The following is a 15,919-nucleotide window of genomic DNA, read 5'->3' on the forward strand; positions in this document are numbered from 1 at the left end:
ACATTGATCTTAATTTCTTGAAAAGATATAAACTTAATTACAACATTACATATTATTACAGCTAGAATTGACGGTCATCACAAGATCAAGGAGGAAAAATAGACTGAGGTTAATCCTCTCTCTCTAGCTTAATTGCGTGTTTTTCGATCCAATCGGTCAATCTCTCGAAACCATCTTCATAGGTTTCAATAGCACCAGCGAGATCAAGAAAAAAGCTTGCCGCTTCTACCTCACTGGCGGTTAAAAGATAGTCATTCTTTCGCAAAAAAGTAGAAACGGCAGCTAGATCCATACGTTTATTCCCGTCGCAGAAGCAATGATTCTTGAGAAAACCATAACCGTAAGCTGCCGCTAATTTAAAAATCGATGATTCGGGTTCGTACTGGAAAAAGAATTTTGGTTTATCGATGGTCGATTCCAGTAAGGTAGGGTTTAAAATCCCGGCAATCCCCCCAGTTCGAGCGATTAAAATGTCCTGAATTGATCGGATTGCCTTGCTTGATAACCCTTTCGGTTCCTCAATCATTATTTGGCAAGTTCCTTGAATGCGTTACGGTATTGAGCGTAAGTATCTTCAAAAGCTTTCATAGTTTCCTCAAAATCGGGATCGAAGCTCGAAATGCTGTACCCGTTTGCCGATTCAGTTATATAAATACAATCCCCTTCTTCTACATTCAGCCTGGATAAAACCTCTTTCGGTAAGATCACCCCTATAGAATTACCGATTTTTCGGAGTGTTAAAGTTGTCATAACTTATTTCCTCTCTTTATTTTTGGGAATTATACAAATGTTATAACACATTATCTTTTTTATAGACAAAACCTTTGAAAGCCTTGCACGGTAACACTTGAGGGACATAATCCCGGAAGTTTCTCTAGATAAGACTTTGAGCCATTTTTGCCAGAGAAAAAAGTGTATTTTTCCATACTATTATCATCATGGCATCCTATGACCTGAAGATTAATCTTTAGTATGCTACGCTAAAATCCGAAAGAATAACCGATTTTTAACTTTAATTGACTTTGATCATTGCTATTAGTAGAAATATCTCCCTCAATACCGAAATCGATCACACCTTGACGATTAATTTGCTGACGAATTCCCATTCCAGTGCGAATCAACGCCCCACCATTACTATTATCGCTGGTAATTACGCCCAATTCTGCCAAAAAACTGCGATCAAAACGTTTTGGATAACCAATCGGTCGCGAATAACCGAGAATTGCAGCGGGTAAAAAAGATCGATCGCCGTTATCGGGGTCAGTTTTTATGTTTAAATCGAGATTAAGATGCAAGCGATCGAATTGACCAACAGTTTTACTGGCAATTCCCCGCAGACGAAAATCTAATCCCCCGGCATTATTTCCCGTCGGTAATCCTAAATCGGTACGAATAGCAAAAGCGGGAACATTATCGTATTCACGATTGAAATTATAGAAAAAACCTACAGATAAATTTCCCACATCAAAACTTGTATCATCACTATTAACTCGTCCTCCCACTTGCGGATCGATGCCGATAAGAATATGACCATTGCGAATAATACCGTTGAGGTATTCAATATCAAATTCACCACCGAGATTACTGTTTTCAGGAAAAACTAGACTTCCTCCAAATTCTATCGATTGTTCTCCAAAACCGATACTCTCAGCATCATCAAAAGAAAGGGGACGACCAGAATCAAGATTGTTATGATCGTTGGCAAAAACTGGATTAGTAAAACTGGCAACTAAACCCACAGCAATTAATAAAAATCTTCTCATTTTTTCAGTTCCTCTTGATCATTGCTGTGGTCAGGTTTTTTCTCCGTATTAGCAGGGGTTTCTGGGGAGTGATTTTCGTGGTTATGGTGTTGGTGATCTTCTTCCTCATGTCCCTGAGAATTATCTGGTTTTTTCTCAGAATTATCAGGATTTTCGTGATTATGACCCTCATGAGAAATATCTGCTGGCATTAATCCCATCCCCGGAATTCCTGACTGAAAACGATGATCATGTAGTCCTTGACCACCATAATTTTTTCCTGCTTCCATTTCCCGATGATTAGCAGCCATTACTAACCAAATAGCGCGGGTAATTTGTTCGTCTTTTTGTTGGGGAGTTAGCCAATCTGATGCCAGAATATCATTAACCATATCGTGCAACATATGCAGGTTATCAAAGGTGTTAGATATTTCGGGAAAACGTCGGGCAAACTTGGGACTAAGTCCGGCAAACATCGGCATAAAAGCTCGATCAGTGCGATATAATTCCTTAGTATGGTATTGTTTACCCACCTGTTTATAAGCCTGTTTTTGTTCCTCTAAAGTTTTCTCATAAAGCAAGTCATACATGGTTCCTTGTAGCCAATGGTAGCCCCAAAATAAGCCATTTACTTTCGGATATTTCTGCCGAAAAGCTTTAGAATAGGGCTGGGAATCCAGATAACCCATATTCATCGGTAATCCCGTAATCGCATAGGGAACTTTTGTCAAGTAAAATTGATATAATTTTTCAATTTCTGCTTCTTTTTCCTCGTTGGTTAATTTGCTGCTGGCTAAAACATCAACGGTTTGAGCATGGAAAATATGCGCCCACTCGAAAACCTGTTCTAAAACACCGTATTTTCTGCCAAAAGTTGGAGAAATATTCCCCTCGTCGGGCATAAATTTAGGCGGATTTTTTAAAACCCAATTAATTTTTTGGTATGTCTTAGTTTCTAAATCTTTCGCTTTTCCCGTTACGATATCTTCGTAGGCAAAGGCATGACCAACAGCGATCGCATTCAAGTCTAAAGCTAAATCTCTGACATTATAAATTGCATTGTTATAAACCCCTCTTTGGGGATAAATATGATTACGTTGCTTGTTATACATCCAAGCTGGTATATTGTCAGGAATTGCTTGTAAAGTCTGAGTTTGAGGTGACTGAGGATGTAGATGTTGAGCAATGACAGGAGTAGAAATCATTGCTAAAGTTGCCAATAAAATTAACTTTTTCATGATAGTTAAACCTTGAGATTAGGGCAAATAAATTGATCGTCTTTTACAGGTGTATCCGTCCATCCTTGCAGGGTTTCGGTTAATTGTTGACGCAATAAAAGCAATTGTTCCACTTGTCGATCGATCTCAGCAATATGTTTAATTAATTTTTCCTGAATATCTCCACAGGGTAACTCACCATGGTCATGAATTACTAAACATTCGCGGATCTCTTGCAGACTTAAACCCAAAGATTGCAATCTCTTGACAAATAGCAAGCGATGGACAGTATCGGGAGTAAATAGGCGAAATTGTCCCTCTGTCCTCTCAGGGGACTGAATTAGTCCTAATTCCTCATAATAACGGATTGTTTTAATTGAAACACCACTTTCTAGGGAAAGTTGACCGATTTTGAGCATTATTTTTGCTCCTTAATCATATCGTTTCTCCATGATAAAATCTCCCCTTGACTGGAGAATCAAGGGGGGAGAAGAAATATTTTTTTTTAACTGACTTTACACTCAACCCCAAAACCCACCAAGAGAACTTTTTCTAAGGGTTCCCCCTGCTGGGGACGTTGATAGTTAATAATTTTGCGAATTCGCAGGTCTGGATTGATTAAAGTAATTGAATCCACGGAAACACTGCGAGTGTAATTGGTGGTCATTAATAACTCTCTGGTGGTGGAATCAAAGCGAAAAGCGGAGATAATTGGTCTTGCTTCTTCGTAGGCGCGATCACGAAGATAATCCCCTTCTAAATAACCGTTATTTTCTGCTTTAACCACAAATAAAAGATTAAGATTCTGTCGCACTTCTTCCCCTTTTTCCGAGATGGTATAGAAACCTAAATTAAACCCGGGCATACTTTCTAAATCCGCAATATCAGCATAGTTATTATCTGTCAGAACTTTCTGTTTGATCTCCCTAGTCAGGGGTTGAATGAGGAATTCAGTACGGGAACGTTCCACTTCTTGAGCAGCTAGATAATGATAGGTTCTTTCCGTTTGCCAACTACCGACACAATAGGCAAAAAATTGCTGAAAAACTTCGGTATTCATAGATTTAATTCTCCTCTTGTCAGTATCTTAATTTTGAGTTATTTTATCAGTAACTTGTTCCCTATTTTCAAAACCATAACAATCTCGAACCAGATAAAGTGGCCGGCCCTTTACTTCTTCGTAAACCCTGCCAATATATTCGCCAATAATCCCAAGAGTCAGTAATTGAATTCCTCCTAAAAATAAGATAGCAACCATCAGAGAAGCGTATCCGGGTACATCGATTCCTAAAATAATAGTCCTGAGAATTAAAAAACTAGCATAAACAAGACTAACAAGTGCAATGATAAATCCTACATAAGTCCAGACTTTCAGGGGTAAAAAACTAAAAGAGGTAATACCATCGATGGCAAAATTCCATAATTTCCAGTAATTCCATTTAGTTTGTCCTTGATACCGGGGTTCTCGATCGAATAAAATTGATGTCTGTTTATATCCCACCCAAGCAAATATTCCTTTCATAAATCTTTGACGTTCGGGCATCTTTTTAATTGATTCTACCACTCGGCGATCAATTAAACGAAAATCTCCCGTATTAGGGGGAATAGGAACCCGACTTAATTTATTAATGACTTGATAGAACCCCCCAGCGGTTAAACGTTTAAACCAACTTTCGCCAATTCTAACCCGACGGGACGCATAAACCACATCATAACCCTGCTGCCATTTTTCGATCATTTCGGCAATTAATTCGGGGGGATCTTGTAAATCAGCATCAATAGGAATTACTGCCATCCCTTGACTGTAATCAATTCCTGCTGACATGGCAATATCTTTACCAAAATTACGGGATAAATTAACCACTTTAATTTGTCGGTAACGTTGATGATATTCCAGGAGATTTTTGAGAGTATTGTCACGACTACCATCATTGACGCAAACAATCTCATAACTGGTATTTAGTGCCTCTAAAACCGCTAAAAGTCGCCTAAAGAGAGCATCGATGTTTTCTTCTTCGTTATAAAGAGGAACAACAACAGATATTTTCACCGGTATTTGATTTGATAGCATATTAATTTACAAAAAAATTAGAGAAATTTTCTAACAAATATCAGCAATCAAAACTTGTTCATACTTAGCTGCCGCTTGCTGCCAAGTATAATTATCTTCGATTAATTTGCGAGCATTTCTAGATAATTTTTCTCGCAACTCTGCCGATTCAAAAAGACTACTAACCGCCGTACAATATTCCTCAATACTATTAGCCCTTAAGGCTGCTAAAGGAACATTATTTCCCTCCACTGTTAACCCTTCTAAACCTCGATCGCTGGCCACCACCGGCACCCCCGCAGCCATAGATTCTAGGGTTTTATTTTTAATCCCAAAACCCGAACGCATTGCCACAACACAAATAGTAGCATGATGAAGATACTCGGCCATAGATGGAACTCGACCCGTGACAGTGATTTGAGAATTTTTTGTCAATTCTATCACCGATGGAGCAGGATTGGAGCCAACGAGTATCAGAGTAACCTCAGGATATTTTTGTTGTAAAATAGGGAAAACTTCTAAGCTAAAAAAGCGTACTGCGTCTATATTAGAACTGTAATCTAGGCCTCCCGTCATAATGATTTGATAACCACTGGGATCCCTTTGTCGATAGGGGAACATTTCCAAGTCAACGCCGTTGGGAATTACAATAACAGGGCGATTAATGTTTAACTCTTCCATCTGTTGCTTGTCTTCGGAAGTGGTGACAACTATAGCGTTGAATTTCTGACAAAATCTCCGTTCATAACGTTCGAGAAGTGGCAGATACAATGTATCTCGAATAGGATTAGGGCTGACTCCTATTTCTAATTGATTTTTGCAGGTTCTATAGGCTAAACTATGTATATTTACTACAGTTTTAAGCTTTTTTTGCCAATGGGGGCGGACAAAGATCTCATTGACGCTATGCTCACAAGTAATAACATCAAATTTTTGACTATCAATGGCACGATCAAGCCAAAATTGAATATCAGCACTATATACTTGTCGAACGTTGGGAGGAGTACCTTGCATTATAAAATCATAAAAACGATTTATTTTGCCTAAAATACTAGGGTGGGTAGAATTGGAATAGGGAAATACCTTTACCTCCTTAACAAATCTTTCCAAAGCTTCAATATCAGTCCTACTAACATCCGAATTTGGTCGAGTCATGATCGTGATTTCATGATTCTTACTTAGGTGTTTTAAAAGATTGAAGGTTCTAACTTGAGTTCCCCCTCTGGTTGGGGGATAGGGAAAAGTAGAACTAATCATTAAGATATTCATAGCTATTTCTCTAAACGATTTTCTACCATCATACGCACAATATCAGTCATTTTGTATCGTGCTTGCCAACCTAATTTTTCCTTAGCTTTGCGGGGATTGCCGCGACTAATAGCTAAATCTGTTGGTCTTAATAAACTTCGATCAGAAATTACATGATCTGGCCAATTTAAACCAACAGTCGCAAAAGCTGTGGCGACAAAATCCTCCAGTTTTGAACTTTCTCCCGTGGCAATGACGTAATCATCGGGTTGCTCCTGTTGCAGCATTAAATACATCGCTTCAACGTACTCCGGCGCCCAACCCCAATCCCTTTGAATATCCATATTTCCTAAGTGCAAAGTTTCAGGACTTCCCTGAACAATTCTAGCCACGGCAGCGATAATTTTTTGGGTAACAAAGCGCTCGGGACGGAGGGGAGACTCATGATTAAAAAGTATGCCTGAACAGGCAAAAATTCCGTAGGCTTCTCGATAATTAGCTACTTCCCAAAAAGCCGCCGATTTGGCAACAGCGTAGGGACTGCGAGGACGAAAAGGGGTATTCTCATCGGCAGAATTATCGCCGATATCCCCGAAACATTCACTCGATCCGGCATTATATAATTTAATTTTTGCTCCGGTAAATCGAATTGCTTCTAAGAGATTTAAGGTTCCCGTGGCAATACTTTCTAAGGTTTCCACTGGCTGCTCGAAGGATAAACCCACAGAACTTTGTCCAGCCAAATTATAGACCTCATCCGGCTGAATTTTAATTAACACCTGTAGGACACTGCGAAAGTCATTTAGTGCCATTGATTCTAGTTTTACCTGTTCCTTGATTCCCAAACGTTTCAGGTTGCTAAAAGAGGACATTTGGGCATCCCGGGAGGTGCCACAAACTGTATAGCCTGCTTTTAACAGTAATTCGGCTAGGTAGGCTCCATCCTGCCCCGATATACCACAAATTAACGCTTTTTTACCCATTTATTTACAATAATTTACTTTTGAGGGGTTAACATCGCCTTGGCGGCTTCGCTTAAATAACCGATTTGTCCATAGGCATAGAGAAGATTATCAAAGCTTTTAGCAGGATCATTGATAAATTTGACAGATTTAACCAATCCTCTCACCAAACGCTCACCTCCTCGCCCAAATTGAGCCAATCCCGTCTTTCCTGCCACTTCTTCCCGGTAGTGTTCGCTGATGCCTTGCCACCAACTGCGACGCATAAACCATTGACGATCGATTCTTTCTGGGGCAACATTGTGTTCCACCAATGCCTCGGGAAAATAGCCCACTTGCCATCCCTGGGCGAGTGCCAGTTCTGTAGTGTATAATTCCTCGTTAGAGAGAAGTTTTTTGCCAATTCTTCCCAAATTAGGGTCAAAACCGCCAATCTTCTCCCAGAAATCCCGCCGGATTGAGTAATTAACCCCTCGCGGAGTTAAATCCGCTTGGCTGATATATACCACATTGTCGCCCAAATCGAAAGCCCCTAAACCCCCTGCTAACTCATCGGATAACCAATTGGGTTGACTGTAGCCTTGCGGCCAAATTAAGGTGACTTTTCCCCCAGCTACTGCCAGTTTTTGGTTATTTTCGTAGGCATTTAACAGAATTTGCAACCATTGAGGACTAGCGATCGCATCGTCATCCAAATAAGCTAAAATCGGCGCTCTAGTTTCCTTCGCCCCGCGATTTCTGGCGGTAGATAGCCCTAAAATAGGTTCGTAAACGTATTTTAGCCGCCCATCTCCCAGACGTGACTCGACCACTTGACGGGTTTTATCGGTGGATGCGTTATCAACCACTAAAATCTCGCAATCTGGGCAAGTTTGCGCCAAAAGACTATCGATCGCTCCTTCTAGGTAGTGATCGCGGTTGTGGGTACAGATAATCCCTGCTATTTTAGGAGCCATGGCTATCAAGGTTACTCATTCAATACCCTAAAACTTAACATTCCTTTGCAAAAATGTAAAAATACTTTTAAAGCCGTCAGCCGTCAGCCGTCAGCTTTTTAGCCATCAGCCGTCAGCCGTTAGCTTTTCTCTCTCGATATCCCGATATCCCTGTTCACTAATAACGAATAACTGATCACTGATCACTGATAACTGATCACTGATCACTGATCACTGATAACTGATAACTGATAACTGAAAATATTATGCCGAAAGTAACTGTTTGTATTCCCACCTATAACCGCGCCGATTATCTCACCTATTCGATTAATAGTGTCTTGCGGCAGACTTATGAAGATTTTGAGTTAATTGTCTGTGATGATGGTTCTTCTGATAATACCCCAGAAGTGGTGGCGGCATTTCAGGATTCGAGAATAATTTATCTGCGTCATCCCCAAAATCTTGGCAGAAGTTTAAATATGCGATCGGGTTTTACGGCTGCTCGGGGAGAATATTTTATTAAATTCGATGATGATGATGGACTAACTCCCGAATTTTTAGGGAAAACTGTCCCTATTTTAGATCAAGAAAAAAACGTTGATTTTGTCTGTACCGATCACTGGATTATTGATAAATTTGGACAAAAAGTTACGGCGGCTACCCAAGAAAATTCAGCCAAATGGGGCAAAGACAGATTACAACAAGGGATTATTACCGATTTAGAAAGACAAACTTTTTCCTATCAAAGTTTACAGGTGGGTTCGACTCTTTTTCGTTATCAATCTTTAGCCGATGTGGATTATATGCGCCCTCAAGCGGATGGTTGTGAAGATTTTGATTTATTAGTGCGTTTAGCCTTAGCGGGAAAACAAGCTTATTTTCTGCCAGAATTATTAATGGAATATCGTTTTCATGGCGGTCAAACTAGCTTAAAACAAGCGGTTCACTTTTTGCAAGCAAAATTGTTTTGTACGGAAAGTTATCAATTTAATGATCTAAAATTAGAGGAAGAAAGAGTTAAAAAGTCGGCTTTTTTACAGGAATCTTTGGGAATAAAATTAATTGAAAAGGGAGAAAACGAAGCTGGGCGAGTTTTAATAGCAAAAGCCTCGCAATTGTTAGGAAAATCCCGACGGGCCAGACTGGGTTTACTGCTTTCCTATTTACCTCTAAACTTGAGACAATTGGCTTTTCAAGGTTTCCGTCAACTACGTCCTAAAGATTACGCCGAACAGGTCAGAGCCGTATAAACTATAACTTATAAGTAGGTAGGTGTTAAAAATTATCAGACACCCCCCTTATCAAGGGGGGATAAAGGGGGGATATATCTTCTATTTAATTAGAACCACTTACTTAGCAGTTATCTTAATGGTCGGGTAGGAAGTTTTCGTTTTGGGGAGTGGGTCGTCGATACCAAATTAGGTTACACTTCATCTTTGTGACCAACGCTGCCAGTTTTTAAATTTAACTATCTATGGATACTATTCACGTTACAGGAATTCGTGCCTACGGTTACACAGGATATCTGGCCGAAGAACAGGTTTTAGGTCAATGGTTTGAGGTAGATTTATCCCTAGAAGTTGATATCAGCATTGCTGGCAAAAGTGACGCGATTGAAGATACCCTAGATTATCGACAGGCGATCGAAATTGTCAAACACCAGATTGAAACCGGCAAATTTGCCCTAGTGGAAAAATTGGCCACGGTTATCGCTGAGGATATCCTACAACTCGAGGGCGTGCGACAGGTAAGAGTACAATTATCGAAACCCGCCGCCCCAATACCCCATTTCACTGGTAAAATCACCATCGATATTACTAGATCTCGTTGAGTTTACGGGTATTATCGACTAAACTTTCAGCAAAAGCGTCAAAACGTTGGGAAAGCTTCTCGTCAAGGATTTCTCCTTCTTCGTTGAAGACTTTCCACGCTTGTCCTAAGCTAATTTGTTCGGGAATTACCCAAGCATGAACCCAACGGAGAATGATTCTTAAATCATTTAGGGCGTTACTATTGGATTGGCCGCCTAAAACACTGATTAACCCAGCAATCTTTCCCGATAACTCCTCAAAACTCATTAAATCTAGGGCATTCTTCATCACGCCACTTACGCTGCCATGATATTCTGGTGTCGCCAAAATTAATCCCGCTGCCGATTTAACCGTTTGCTGCATTTTGGCCACATCGGGATAGTCAGAATAGTCATCTCCCCCGTTACAGAAGGGTAAAGAGAGTTTTCTCAGGTCAATTATCTCCGTTTCTACTCCTAACGCCCCTACTCGACTGATAGCAACTTCTAACGCCATCGCACTATAAGATCCGCTGCGTAAACTGCCATTAATACCAACGATTTTGATCATAGAACTTATACAAACTCATAACGACTACATATAAGCTAACAAAAAAAGAGACAATTGGGGAAGCTTAGTTAAAAAAATATGTCGATGGGGCGGAGGGAGCGATCGATCTAAGTTTTAATGAGAGTAGAAAGAAAGATTTATTCCATTTCCCCTCATTGCCATGCCAGAATTTCTCGATTTTCTCAAACATAAATATGCCTATGTGGCTATTGGTGAATTTAAACCGGGGTGTTTTTCCGAGGCCCAAAAACTCTACGAAAAGGCCGTTTCCACCTATTCCACGGGATTCCAAGGGGCTTTTCTGTTGCAAAAACCCGGAACCGATGAAGGAATTGCCGTGATCATCTGGGATAAAATCGATGATATGGAGGCAAATAAAAGCGAAGCCCACGAATTATTGCTGAAATCCATGGCTCCTCTGTTTGCGAAACCGCCTGTCACCGATTTTTACGAAGTATGTAGCGAGATAGAAGGTTCCCCCATTTAGGGATAATGTTTCTTTTCGGTGGCGATTAATTTGGCGGCTAAAACCCCGCCTAGAAAACCGAATAAATGTCCTTGCCAAGAAATCCCCGGACGGGAAGGCAAAACGCCCCAAATTGTGCCACCGTAGAGTAAAAAGACTAGAATTGACAAGAGTATAGAAGGAATATTTCTTTGGAAATAGCCCCGCAGTAATAAAAAACCTAAATAGCCAAAAATCAAGATACTTGCCCCGATATGGATGGATCCGGGAGCAGCAAATAACCAGACTCCTAACCCCCCCACCAGCATAGTCAACCCAGTCACAATAAAAAAGTCACTGGTTTCCTGTAACATAACCAACCAACCGAGAATCAGGAAAGGAACCGTATTAGCAATAAGATGGGGAAAGTCACCGTGTAGGAAAGGTGCAAAAAGAATACCCCGCAATCCGATGACTTGATGGGGAATAATCCCGAAAATGTCTAAACTGCCCCGAAAAACAAATTGATCTAAAATCTCTAATAGCCAAAAAATCGCCACAAAGGTAGCGAGGATTATTGCTTGGGTTTTTATTTCTTGCCGTGATCCTTGACTCATAAGATTGATGGATGAGTTATTTTTTCCCATTATAGCCCCCCAGATCAGTTATCAGTTATCAGTGATTCAGTTACCAGTTATCAGGTGTGAGTTTTCAGTTTACTGTTTACTGTTTGCTGCGGGACAAAGAGGGGCTAATTGACAGGAAAAACAAGCGGGATTTCTTGCTTTACAAACCGCCCGGCCGTGGTAAATAATACTAATAGAAAAAGTTTCCCAATCCGGTTGAGGTAGTAAAGCCATTAAATCCCGTTCAATTTTCACCGGATCGTTATTAGTAGTTAAACCCAAACGATTACTTAAGCGCTTAACGTGGGTATCGACTGTCACCCCCTCAATAATCGCGTAAGCGTGAGCGAGTACCACATTAGCCGTTTTTCTAGCTACCCCGGGTAAAGTTAATAATTCCGCCATTGTCTTGGGTACTTCCCCCTGAAAATCCTTGAGGATTTTTTGACAAGCACCCTGAATATTTTTGGCTTTATTGCGATAGAATCCCGTGGAACGAATCAGGGTTTCTAACTCCTCTCGCTCGGCAAAAGCTAAGGATTTAGCATCGGGAAAACGAGCGAATAAAGCAGGAGTCACCTTATTTACCCGCTCATCAGTGCATTGTGCCGAGAGAATCACTGCCACCAATAACTGCACGGGAGTTTGATAATTTAAGCTACAGGTTGCCTCTGGATATAATCGCTTTAAGTTGCTTAAAATCTCTAGGGCGCGCAGTTGAAGCTTAGTTTTTTTTCGAGGGGCCATCACTGGAATAAATCCTGAAAAACTGCTAGGTTAGCCGTGTCGCGCACGATTAAGAAAACTCCTAATCCTAAGAGTAAAACTAGACCTGTTTGCATGATGTTATCTTGCAGTTTAGTTGGGAGAGGTTTACCTACTAAAGCCTCGATTAATAAAAATACCAACTGACCACCATCAAGAGCAGGTAAAGGCAGAATATTAATCACCGCTAAATTAATACTAATTAGGGCGGCAAATTGAAAAAGATTACCCGCATCATTACGAGCGATCGCCGCTCCGTATTCGACAATTTTGACTGGTCCTGCTACCTGTTGAACACTGTCTTTGAAGTTACTAACTAACTGACCAAAACCTTGAACAGTTAATAGGGTTAATCGCTGAAATTCACCCGCACCTAAGCTAAAAGCTTGCCCAAAATTATCGGCTTTCAGGCGAGTTTCTTCACCGTTAGGAGCCAATCTAACCCCAATTTTACCCTGACCATCACTTCCCAATTCAGGAGTAACGATTAAATTGATCGTTTCTGTCGGACGTTTGATGGTTAATTTTAGGGGTTGATCGGGGGAAGATTGAATAATGTCACGGAAGTCAATAACGGCATTTTGAGAAGCACCAAGGGGCTGATCATTGATAGCGAGAACAATATCCCCCGCTTGCATTCCCGCTTGTTTAGCGACGGAATTTTCCGAGGTGAAAACCTCTGGAATAATTACCCCTTCTTGATAGTTAATTTGGGGAAAACCCACGGTAGCGACTTGGGTAACAAGCAAAAAATAGGCAAAAATTAAATTAGCAATTACTCCCGCACTAATGACGATAGCTCGATCGAAAACAGGACGATTGCGTAATAAATCAGGATCGTTATTGGGAATTTGACTATCGGGATCGTCATCGGGAAAACCAACGTAACCCCCTAAAGGAATGGCGCGGAGAGCGTATTCTGTTTCTTTACCTTGATATTTAGCTAAAGCTGGACCAAAACCGATGGAAAAGCGATTAACATGGATAGATTGCCAACGAGCAGCGGCAAAATGACCTAATTCGTGAACGACAATTAATAGGGCAAGTACACCGATCGCTATTAAAACTGACATGATGATTAAATTATAATGATTTAGCTTTTGTTAATTGTAAGCGATCCTCCCGGGCAGATTGCAAAAAATCTTTAGTTATCGCTAATTTTTCGATCATTTATGGTAAAAGAGATCTTAACCGCCTAATCTGACCCGACAGAGAGCGATCGATGCCTTTGAGTGAGCGCGCCCAGCAATTAATCCCAAAAGCGAGAATCATCAGTTTCGCTAATTGGCCTTACCACCAAGCAGCGATCGCTATTTGGCAACAAGCGGATGATCAAACTCGCTATCTCAGCGACAGCGATTTAGATACTATCGTCAATTTAGAGCCTGATTTACTGGTTTCTAGTCAGCAAACTCGAAAACTGCGGGATAATGCTAATAGTATCGTCGATAACTCCCGTCAGACTGTCTTAAGCCAATTTCCTACCATTCTCCAACCCGGGGGCGATCTTCATCCACCCCACCGCGCTGAAGCTTGTTGGCGTGATTTCTGGAACTTTTTACGTTGTATTACCTACGGTGTCGCCGGACAGCAGATTCCCTATACCAGTGCCGAGGGATTGGAAAATATGCGTCTTCTTTATCAAGAATTGCAAGTACCATTAGGGGCGATGATTTCAGGGTTAGAAGCCTTAAAAGCATACAGTTTAGAGTATTTTAGCGACCCAGAAAAAACCGCAATTGCTCCCTATTTCGATCACTTAATTACGGTTATGAAAAAGTTTTAAAACTGCGGCATTTAATCTGTGTTAAAATAGTGAGGTCAACGGTTGAAAATGCCGCTCACCGAGGTGAAAACTCCGTTGAAACCCTGAAATCATCGGCGCAGGTGGGCCTCTTGGGACCCCCAAAAACCTCGATCGAGTGCCTAGGGGGTCGAGGTAGTTTATAAAAGTAAGGGAGATTCTATGGATGCCAAAGCGAAATTACTAGAATTGATCGCTGGTAGAAATCGCGGACTCCTGGCCACGGAAAGCGACCGCGTGCGGATTTTAGCGGCGATTGAACAATTGGAGGATCACAATCCCCATCCTCATCCCCTCGAAGTTAAACAACTATTAGGGGGCAATTGGCGTTTACTATTCACCAGCAGCCGCGGCATTCTGGGACTAGATCGCCTACCTTTTTTTCAATTAGGGCAAATTTATCAATATCTCGACCTGAACAAGGCTAAACTCTACAATATCGCCGAAATTATCGGCATACCTGGGCTAGAAGGGGCAGTAATCGTCTCCGCTACCTTTGAACCCACATCCGAGCGTCGGGTCATGGTCAAATTTGAGCGATCGATCCTCGGTTTGCAACGTCTTCTCAATTATCATTCTCCCCAAGAATTTATCGAAGCGATCGAGAGTGGCAAAAAATTTCCTCCCCTCGATTTTTCTTTCAATAATCGCCAACAAACAGGTTGGCTCGATATCACCTATCTCGATGAAGATCTCCGCATCGGCCGCGGCAGCGAAGGCAGCGTCTTTATTCTCGCTAAGGAAAAAACCTAACTTAAGAGTCATCCGCCAAGCTCCGGCGCTCCCTTCTCCCCTGACTCCTGATATCTAATTATCTAACAGCAAAGGTCGCAGAAAACCGCCATAATTCTCGTCATCTGTACCGATAAAGACTTCTATTTTACCTCTAGGAGATTCTCTGGTGGTCACCGCTTCCACTTTGGCTCCGTCGATTTCTGCAATTTTTTGGGGATTAGGAGCAAGAATTAGGCTATTATCGGCTGTAACTTGACCAATACGGGAAACAGCACTTCTAAACACTCCCGCATTATCTGGATCGTAAGCGGAAGCTATGTAGATATTACCTTGCTTATCTACGGCTAAATCAGAGATGGGGCGAATATTTTCACCACTACCAAAAGGACTCCGAAAAGTTACTGACTGAAATTCCCCGAATTTTAAGGGATTGAACGAGATATCCGTCCAGCGAATTTTGGTACTCTCTTGACTATCGGCCCGTTCTGCGTAGATAAATAGATAACGATCGCCTTGCCGACTAACAGCGATCGCCTCTACATTTTCCACCGCAATCGGCCAATTTATTTGCTCAACTATCTTGACTTTTTGCTGGTTATATGCTATTAAAAATAGTCTTTGAAAAGGTTTTTTGTCGCCACTTTCAGCCAACAAAAATAAGTTAGTTTCAGGGATATGAGTAATACTTTCGAGATCGTTACTCAATCCCTCTGGATTTGGCCAATCTACCCTTAAAACCTGCCATAATAGGGGTTTTTCCTCTGTAGGTAGCTGTAAAAGACTCAGCCTTGGTTGAGATGGATCACTATTTTTGCCCTTATTTTTGGCATCGTGAACCCCTAGAAAAACATCTCCTTCCACCCAAGCTAAACCACTGATAGTCGGGAGATAAGTCTCCAGTCGTCTCGATTGTTGGGCAAAAGAGACTTGCACGGCCGAAAAAAAGAAAACTAGCACTAAAATCCCTGAAAAAACAGTTTTTAGTAGGCCATTCTTCCTAAAAAATGCTCTATTATCTAACATATATTCC

Annotated in this window: 20 protein-coding genes; 5 read left to right on the forward strand and 15 right to left on the reverse strand. The window is 41.1% G+C overall.

All coding sequences use genetic code 11. The features are described from left to right. Positions 1-109: 109 nt before the first annotated feature. From RAM70_RS00635 to RAM70_RS00680, 10 genes are all read right to left on the reverse strand, one after another. A complete protein-coding gene (locus RAM70_RS00635; RefSeq protein WP_190357611.1) occupies positions 110-526 on the reverse strand; it encodes a type II toxin-antitoxin system death-on-curing family toxin in 417 nt (138 codons plus the stop codon). Beyond that, on the reverse strand, positions 526-750 hold the full coding sequence (locus RAM70_RS00640) for an AbrB/MazE/SpoVT family DNA-binding domain-containing protein (RefSeq protein ID WP_045360254.1): 225 nt from the start codon (positions 748-750) through the stop codon (positions 526-528). Before RAM70_RS00640 ends, RAM70_RS00635 begins: the two co-directional genes overlap by 1 nt. 230 nt (positions 751-980) lie before the next feature. Continuing rightward, a complete protein-coding gene (locus RAM70_RS00645; RefSeq protein WP_312671956.1) occupies positions 981-1,763 on the reverse strand; it encodes a hypothetical protein in 783 nt (260 codons plus the stop codon). Continuing rightward, the gene (locus RAM70_RS00650) at positions 1,760-2,980 is read right to left on the reverse strand and encodes a hypothetical protein (protein ID WP_045360251.1); all 1,221 of its coding nucleotides are present in this window, start codon (positions 2,978-2,980) and stop codon (positions 1,760-1,762) included. The genes RAM70_RS00645 and RAM70_RS00650 overlap by 4 nt, the downstream gene beginning before the upstream one ends. 5 nt (positions 2,981-2,985) lie before the next feature. Beyond that, the gene (locus RAM70_RS00655; protein ID WP_045360250.1) at positions 2,986-3,378 is read right to left on the reverse strand and encodes a heavy metal-responsive transcriptional regulator; all 393 of its coding nucleotides are present in this window, start codon (positions 3,376-3,378) and stop codon (positions 2,986-2,988) included. An 86-nt stretch (positions 3,379-3,464) separates the two neighbouring features. Continuing rightward, positions 3,465-4,019 (reverse strand): phycobiliprotein lyase, encoded by a 555-nt coding sequence (locus tag RAM70_RS00660; RefSeq protein WP_312671957.1) that lies wholly within the window; start codon positions 4,017-4,019, stop codon positions 3,465-3,467. 27 nt (positions 4,020-4,046) lie between these two features. Then, on the reverse strand, positions 4,047-5,030 hold the full coding sequence (locus tag RAM70_RS00665; RefSeq protein ID WP_312671958.1) for a glycosyltransferase family 2 protein: 984 nt from the start codon (positions 5,028-5,030) through the stop codon (positions 4,047-4,049). 30 nt (positions 5,031-5,060) lie between these two features. Beyond that, positions 5,061-6,278: a glycosyltransferase family 4 protein gene (locus RAM70_RS00670; RefSeq protein ID WP_312671959.1), complete on the reverse strand. Its 1,218-nt coding sequence runs from the start codon at positions 6,276-6,278 to the stop codon at positions 5,061-5,063. Between the two features lie 2 nt (positions 6,279-6,280). After that, positions 6,281-7,240 carry a GDP-mannose 4,6-dehydratase gene (locus RAM70_RS00675; protein WP_045360246.1) on the reverse strand — a complete coding sequence of 320 codons (960 nt, stop codon included), beginning with the start codon at positions 7,238-7,240 and terminating at the stop codon, positions 6,281-6,283. 14 nt (positions 7,241-7,254) lie between these two features. Continuing rightward, positions 7,255-8,175 carry a glycosyltransferase family 2 protein gene (locus RAM70_RS00680; RefSeq protein ID WP_045360244.1) on the reverse strand — a complete coding sequence of 307 codons (921 nt, stop codon included), beginning with the start codon at positions 8,173-8,175 and terminating at the stop codon, positions 7,255-7,257. A 245-nt stretch (positions 8,176-8,420) separates the two neighbouring features. Between RAM70_RS00680 and RAM70_RS00685 the strand changes: the two genes are divergently transcribed. Next, positions 8,421-9,404, forward strand: coding sequence for a glycosyltransferase family 2 protein (locus RAM70_RS00685; RefSeq protein ID WP_045360242.1), 984 nt, complete (start codon positions 8,421-8,423; stop codon positions 9,402-9,404). A gap of 224 nt (positions 9,405-9,628) precedes the next feature. Further along, positions 9,629-9,985: a dihydroneopterin aldolase gene (gene folB, locus RAM70_RS00690; RefSeq protein ID WP_045360240.1), complete on the forward strand. Its 357-nt coding sequence runs from the start codon at positions 9,629-9,631 to the stop codon at positions 9,983-9,985. On the opposite strand, the gene RAM70_RS00695 is transcribed toward folB, so the two are convergent. Next, complete coding sequence (locus RAM70_RS00695; RefSeq protein ID WP_312671960.1) at positions 9,972-10,514, reverse strand: NADPH-dependent FMN reductase; 543 nt, start codon at positions 10,512-10,514, stop codon at positions 9,972-9,974. The two genes, folB and RAM70_RS00695, sit on opposite strands and share 14 nt — an antisense overlap. A 160-nt stretch (positions 10,515-10,674) precedes the next feature. Here RAM70_RS00695 and RAM70_RS00700 point away from each other — a divergent pair, with 160 nt between their 5' ends. Next, positions 10,675-11,001, forward strand: a complete 327-nt coding sequence (locus tag RAM70_RS00700) for an antibiotic biosynthesis monooxygenase family protein (RefSeq protein ID WP_002759792.1) — start codon at positions 10,675-10,677, stop codon at positions 10,999-11,001. On the opposite strand, the gene RAM70_RS00705 is transcribed toward RAM70_RS00700, so the two are convergent. The 3 genes from RAM70_RS00705 to rseP form a co-directional block, all read right to left on the reverse strand. Further along, a complete protein-coding gene (locus tag RAM70_RS00705) occupies positions 10,998-11,606 on the reverse strand; it encodes a rhomboid family intramembrane serine protease (protein WP_002759790.1) in 609 nt (202 codons plus the stop codon). The two genes, RAM70_RS00700 and RAM70_RS00705, sit on opposite strands and share 4 nt — an antisense overlap. A gap of 69 nt (positions 11,607-11,675) precedes the next feature. Then, positions 11,676-12,332 carry an endonuclease III gene (gene nth, locus RAM70_RS00710; protein ID WP_043997297.1) on the reverse strand — a complete coding sequence of 219 codons (657 nt, stop codon included), beginning with the start codon at positions 12,330-12,332 and terminating at the stop codon, positions 11,676-11,678. After that, the gene (rseP, locus tag RAM70_RS00715; protein ID WP_045360236.1) at positions 12,332-13,423 is read right to left on the reverse strand and encodes an RIP metalloprotease RseP; all 1,092 of its coding nucleotides are present in this window, start codon (positions 13,421-13,423) and stop codon (positions 12,332-12,334) included. Before rseP ends, nth begins: the two co-directional genes overlap by 1 nt. A 149-nt stretch (positions 13,424-13,572) precedes the next feature. On the opposite strand from rseP, the gene RAM70_RS00720 reads away from it, so the two are divergent. Together RAM70_RS00720 and RAM70_RS00725 are read left to right on the forward strand one after the other, a co-directional pair. Continuing rightward, on the forward strand, positions 13,573-14,136 hold the full coding sequence (locus tag RAM70_RS00720; RefSeq protein ID WP_045360234.1) for a bilin-binding protein: 564 nt from the start codon (positions 13,573-13,575) through the stop codon (positions 14,134-14,136). 180 nt (positions 14,137-14,316) lie between these two features. Next, positions 14,317-14,907, forward strand: coding sequence for a PAP/fibrillin family protein (locus RAM70_RS00725; RefSeq protein WP_045360233.1), 591 nt, complete (start codon positions 14,317-14,319; stop codon positions 14,905-14,907). A 54-nt stretch (positions 14,908-14,961) separates the two neighbouring features. Here RAM70_RS00725 and RAM70_RS00730 read toward each other — a convergent pair whose 3' ends face one another. Next, complete coding sequence (locus RAM70_RS00730; RefSeq protein WP_045360232.1) at positions 14,962-15,912, reverse strand: hypothetical protein; 951 nt, start codon at positions 15,910-15,912, stop codon at positions 14,962-14,964. Positions 15,913-15,919: the final 7 nt, after the last annotated feature.

It is taken from the genome of Microcystis wesenbergii NRERC-220 (genome assembly GCF_032027425.1).
Lineage (GTDB): Bacteria > Cyanobacteriota > Cyanobacteriia > Cyanobacteriales > Microcystaceae > Microcystis > Microcystis wesenbergii_A.

Coding starts and splice junctions, on each gene's coding strand:
- RAM70_RS00665 (WP_312671958.1), bottom strand. CDS start 5,030: ATGCTATCAAATCAAATACCGGTGAAAATATCTGTTGTTGTTCCTCTT.
- folB (WP_045360240.1), top strand. CDS start 9,629: ATGGATACTATTCACGTTACAGGAATTCGTGCCTACGGTTACACAGGA.
- RAM70_RS00730 (WP_045360232.1), bottom strand. CDS start 15,912: ATGTTAGATAATAGAGCATTTTTTAGGAAGAATGGCCTACTAAAAACT.
- RAM70_RS00675 (WP_045360246.1), bottom strand. CDS start 7,240: ATGGGTAAAAAAGCGTTAATTTGTGGTATATCGGGGCAGGATGGAGCC.
- RAM70_RS00725 (WP_045360233.1), top strand. CDS start 14,317: ATGGATGCCAAAGCGAAATTACTAGAATTGATCGCTGGTAGAAATCGC.
- RAM70_RS00720 (WP_045360234.1), top strand. CDS start 13,573: ATGCCTTTGAGTGAGCGCGCCCAGCAATTAATCCCAAAAGCGAGAATC.
- RAM70_RS00670 (WP_312671959.1), bottom strand. CDS start 6,278: ATGAATATCTTAATGATTAGTTCTACTTTTCCCTATCCCCCAACCAGA.
- RAM70_RS00660 (WP_312671957.1), bottom strand. CDS start 4,019: ATGAATACCGAAGTTTTTCAGCAATTTTTTGCCTATTGTGTCGGTAGT.
- RAM70_RS00650 (WP_045360251.1), bottom strand. CDS start 2,980: ATGAAAAAGTTAATTTTATTGGCAACTTTAGCAATGATTTCTACTCCT.
- RAM70_RS00700 (WP_002759792.1), top strand. CDS start 10,675: ATGCCAGAATTTCTCGATTTTCTCAAACATAAATATGCCTATGTGGCT.
- rseP (WP_045360236.1), bottom strand. CDS start 13,423: ATGTCAGTTTTAATAGCGATCGGTGTACTTGCCCTATTAATTGTCGTT.
- RAM70_RS00680 (WP_045360244.1), bottom strand. CDS start 8,175: ATGGCTCCTAAAATAGCAGGGATTATCTGTACCCACAACCGCGATCAC.
- RAM70_RS00635 (WP_190357611.1), bottom strand. CDS start 526: ATGATTGAGGAACCGAAAGGGTTATCAAGCAAGGCAATCCGATCAATT.
- RAM70_RS00685 (WP_045360242.1), top strand. CDS start 8,421: ATGCCGAAAGTAACTGTTTGTATTCCCACCTATAACCGCGCCGATTAT.
- RAM70_RS00645 (WP_312671956.1), bottom strand. CDS start 1,763: ATGAGAAGATTTTTATTAATTGCTGTGGGTTTAGTTGCCAGTTTTACT.
- RAM70_RS00640 (WP_045360254.1), bottom strand. CDS start 750: ATGACAACTTTAACACTCCGAAAAATCGGTAATTCTATAGGGGTGATC.
- RAM70_RS00655 (WP_045360250.1), bottom strand. CDS start 3,378: ATGCTCAAAATCGGTCAACTTTCCCTAGAAAGTGGTGTTTCAATTAAA.
- RAM70_RS00705 (WP_002759790.1), bottom strand. CDS start 11,606: ATGGGAAAAAATAACTCATCCATCAATCTTATGAGTCAAGGATCACGG.
- nth (WP_043997297.1), bottom strand. CDS start 12,332: ATGGCCCCTCGAAAAAAAACTAAGCTTCAACTGCGCGCCCTAGAGATT.
- RAM70_RS00695 (WP_312671960.1), bottom strand. CDS start 10,514: ATGATCAAAATCGTTGGTATTAATGGCAGTTTACGCAGCGGATCTTAT.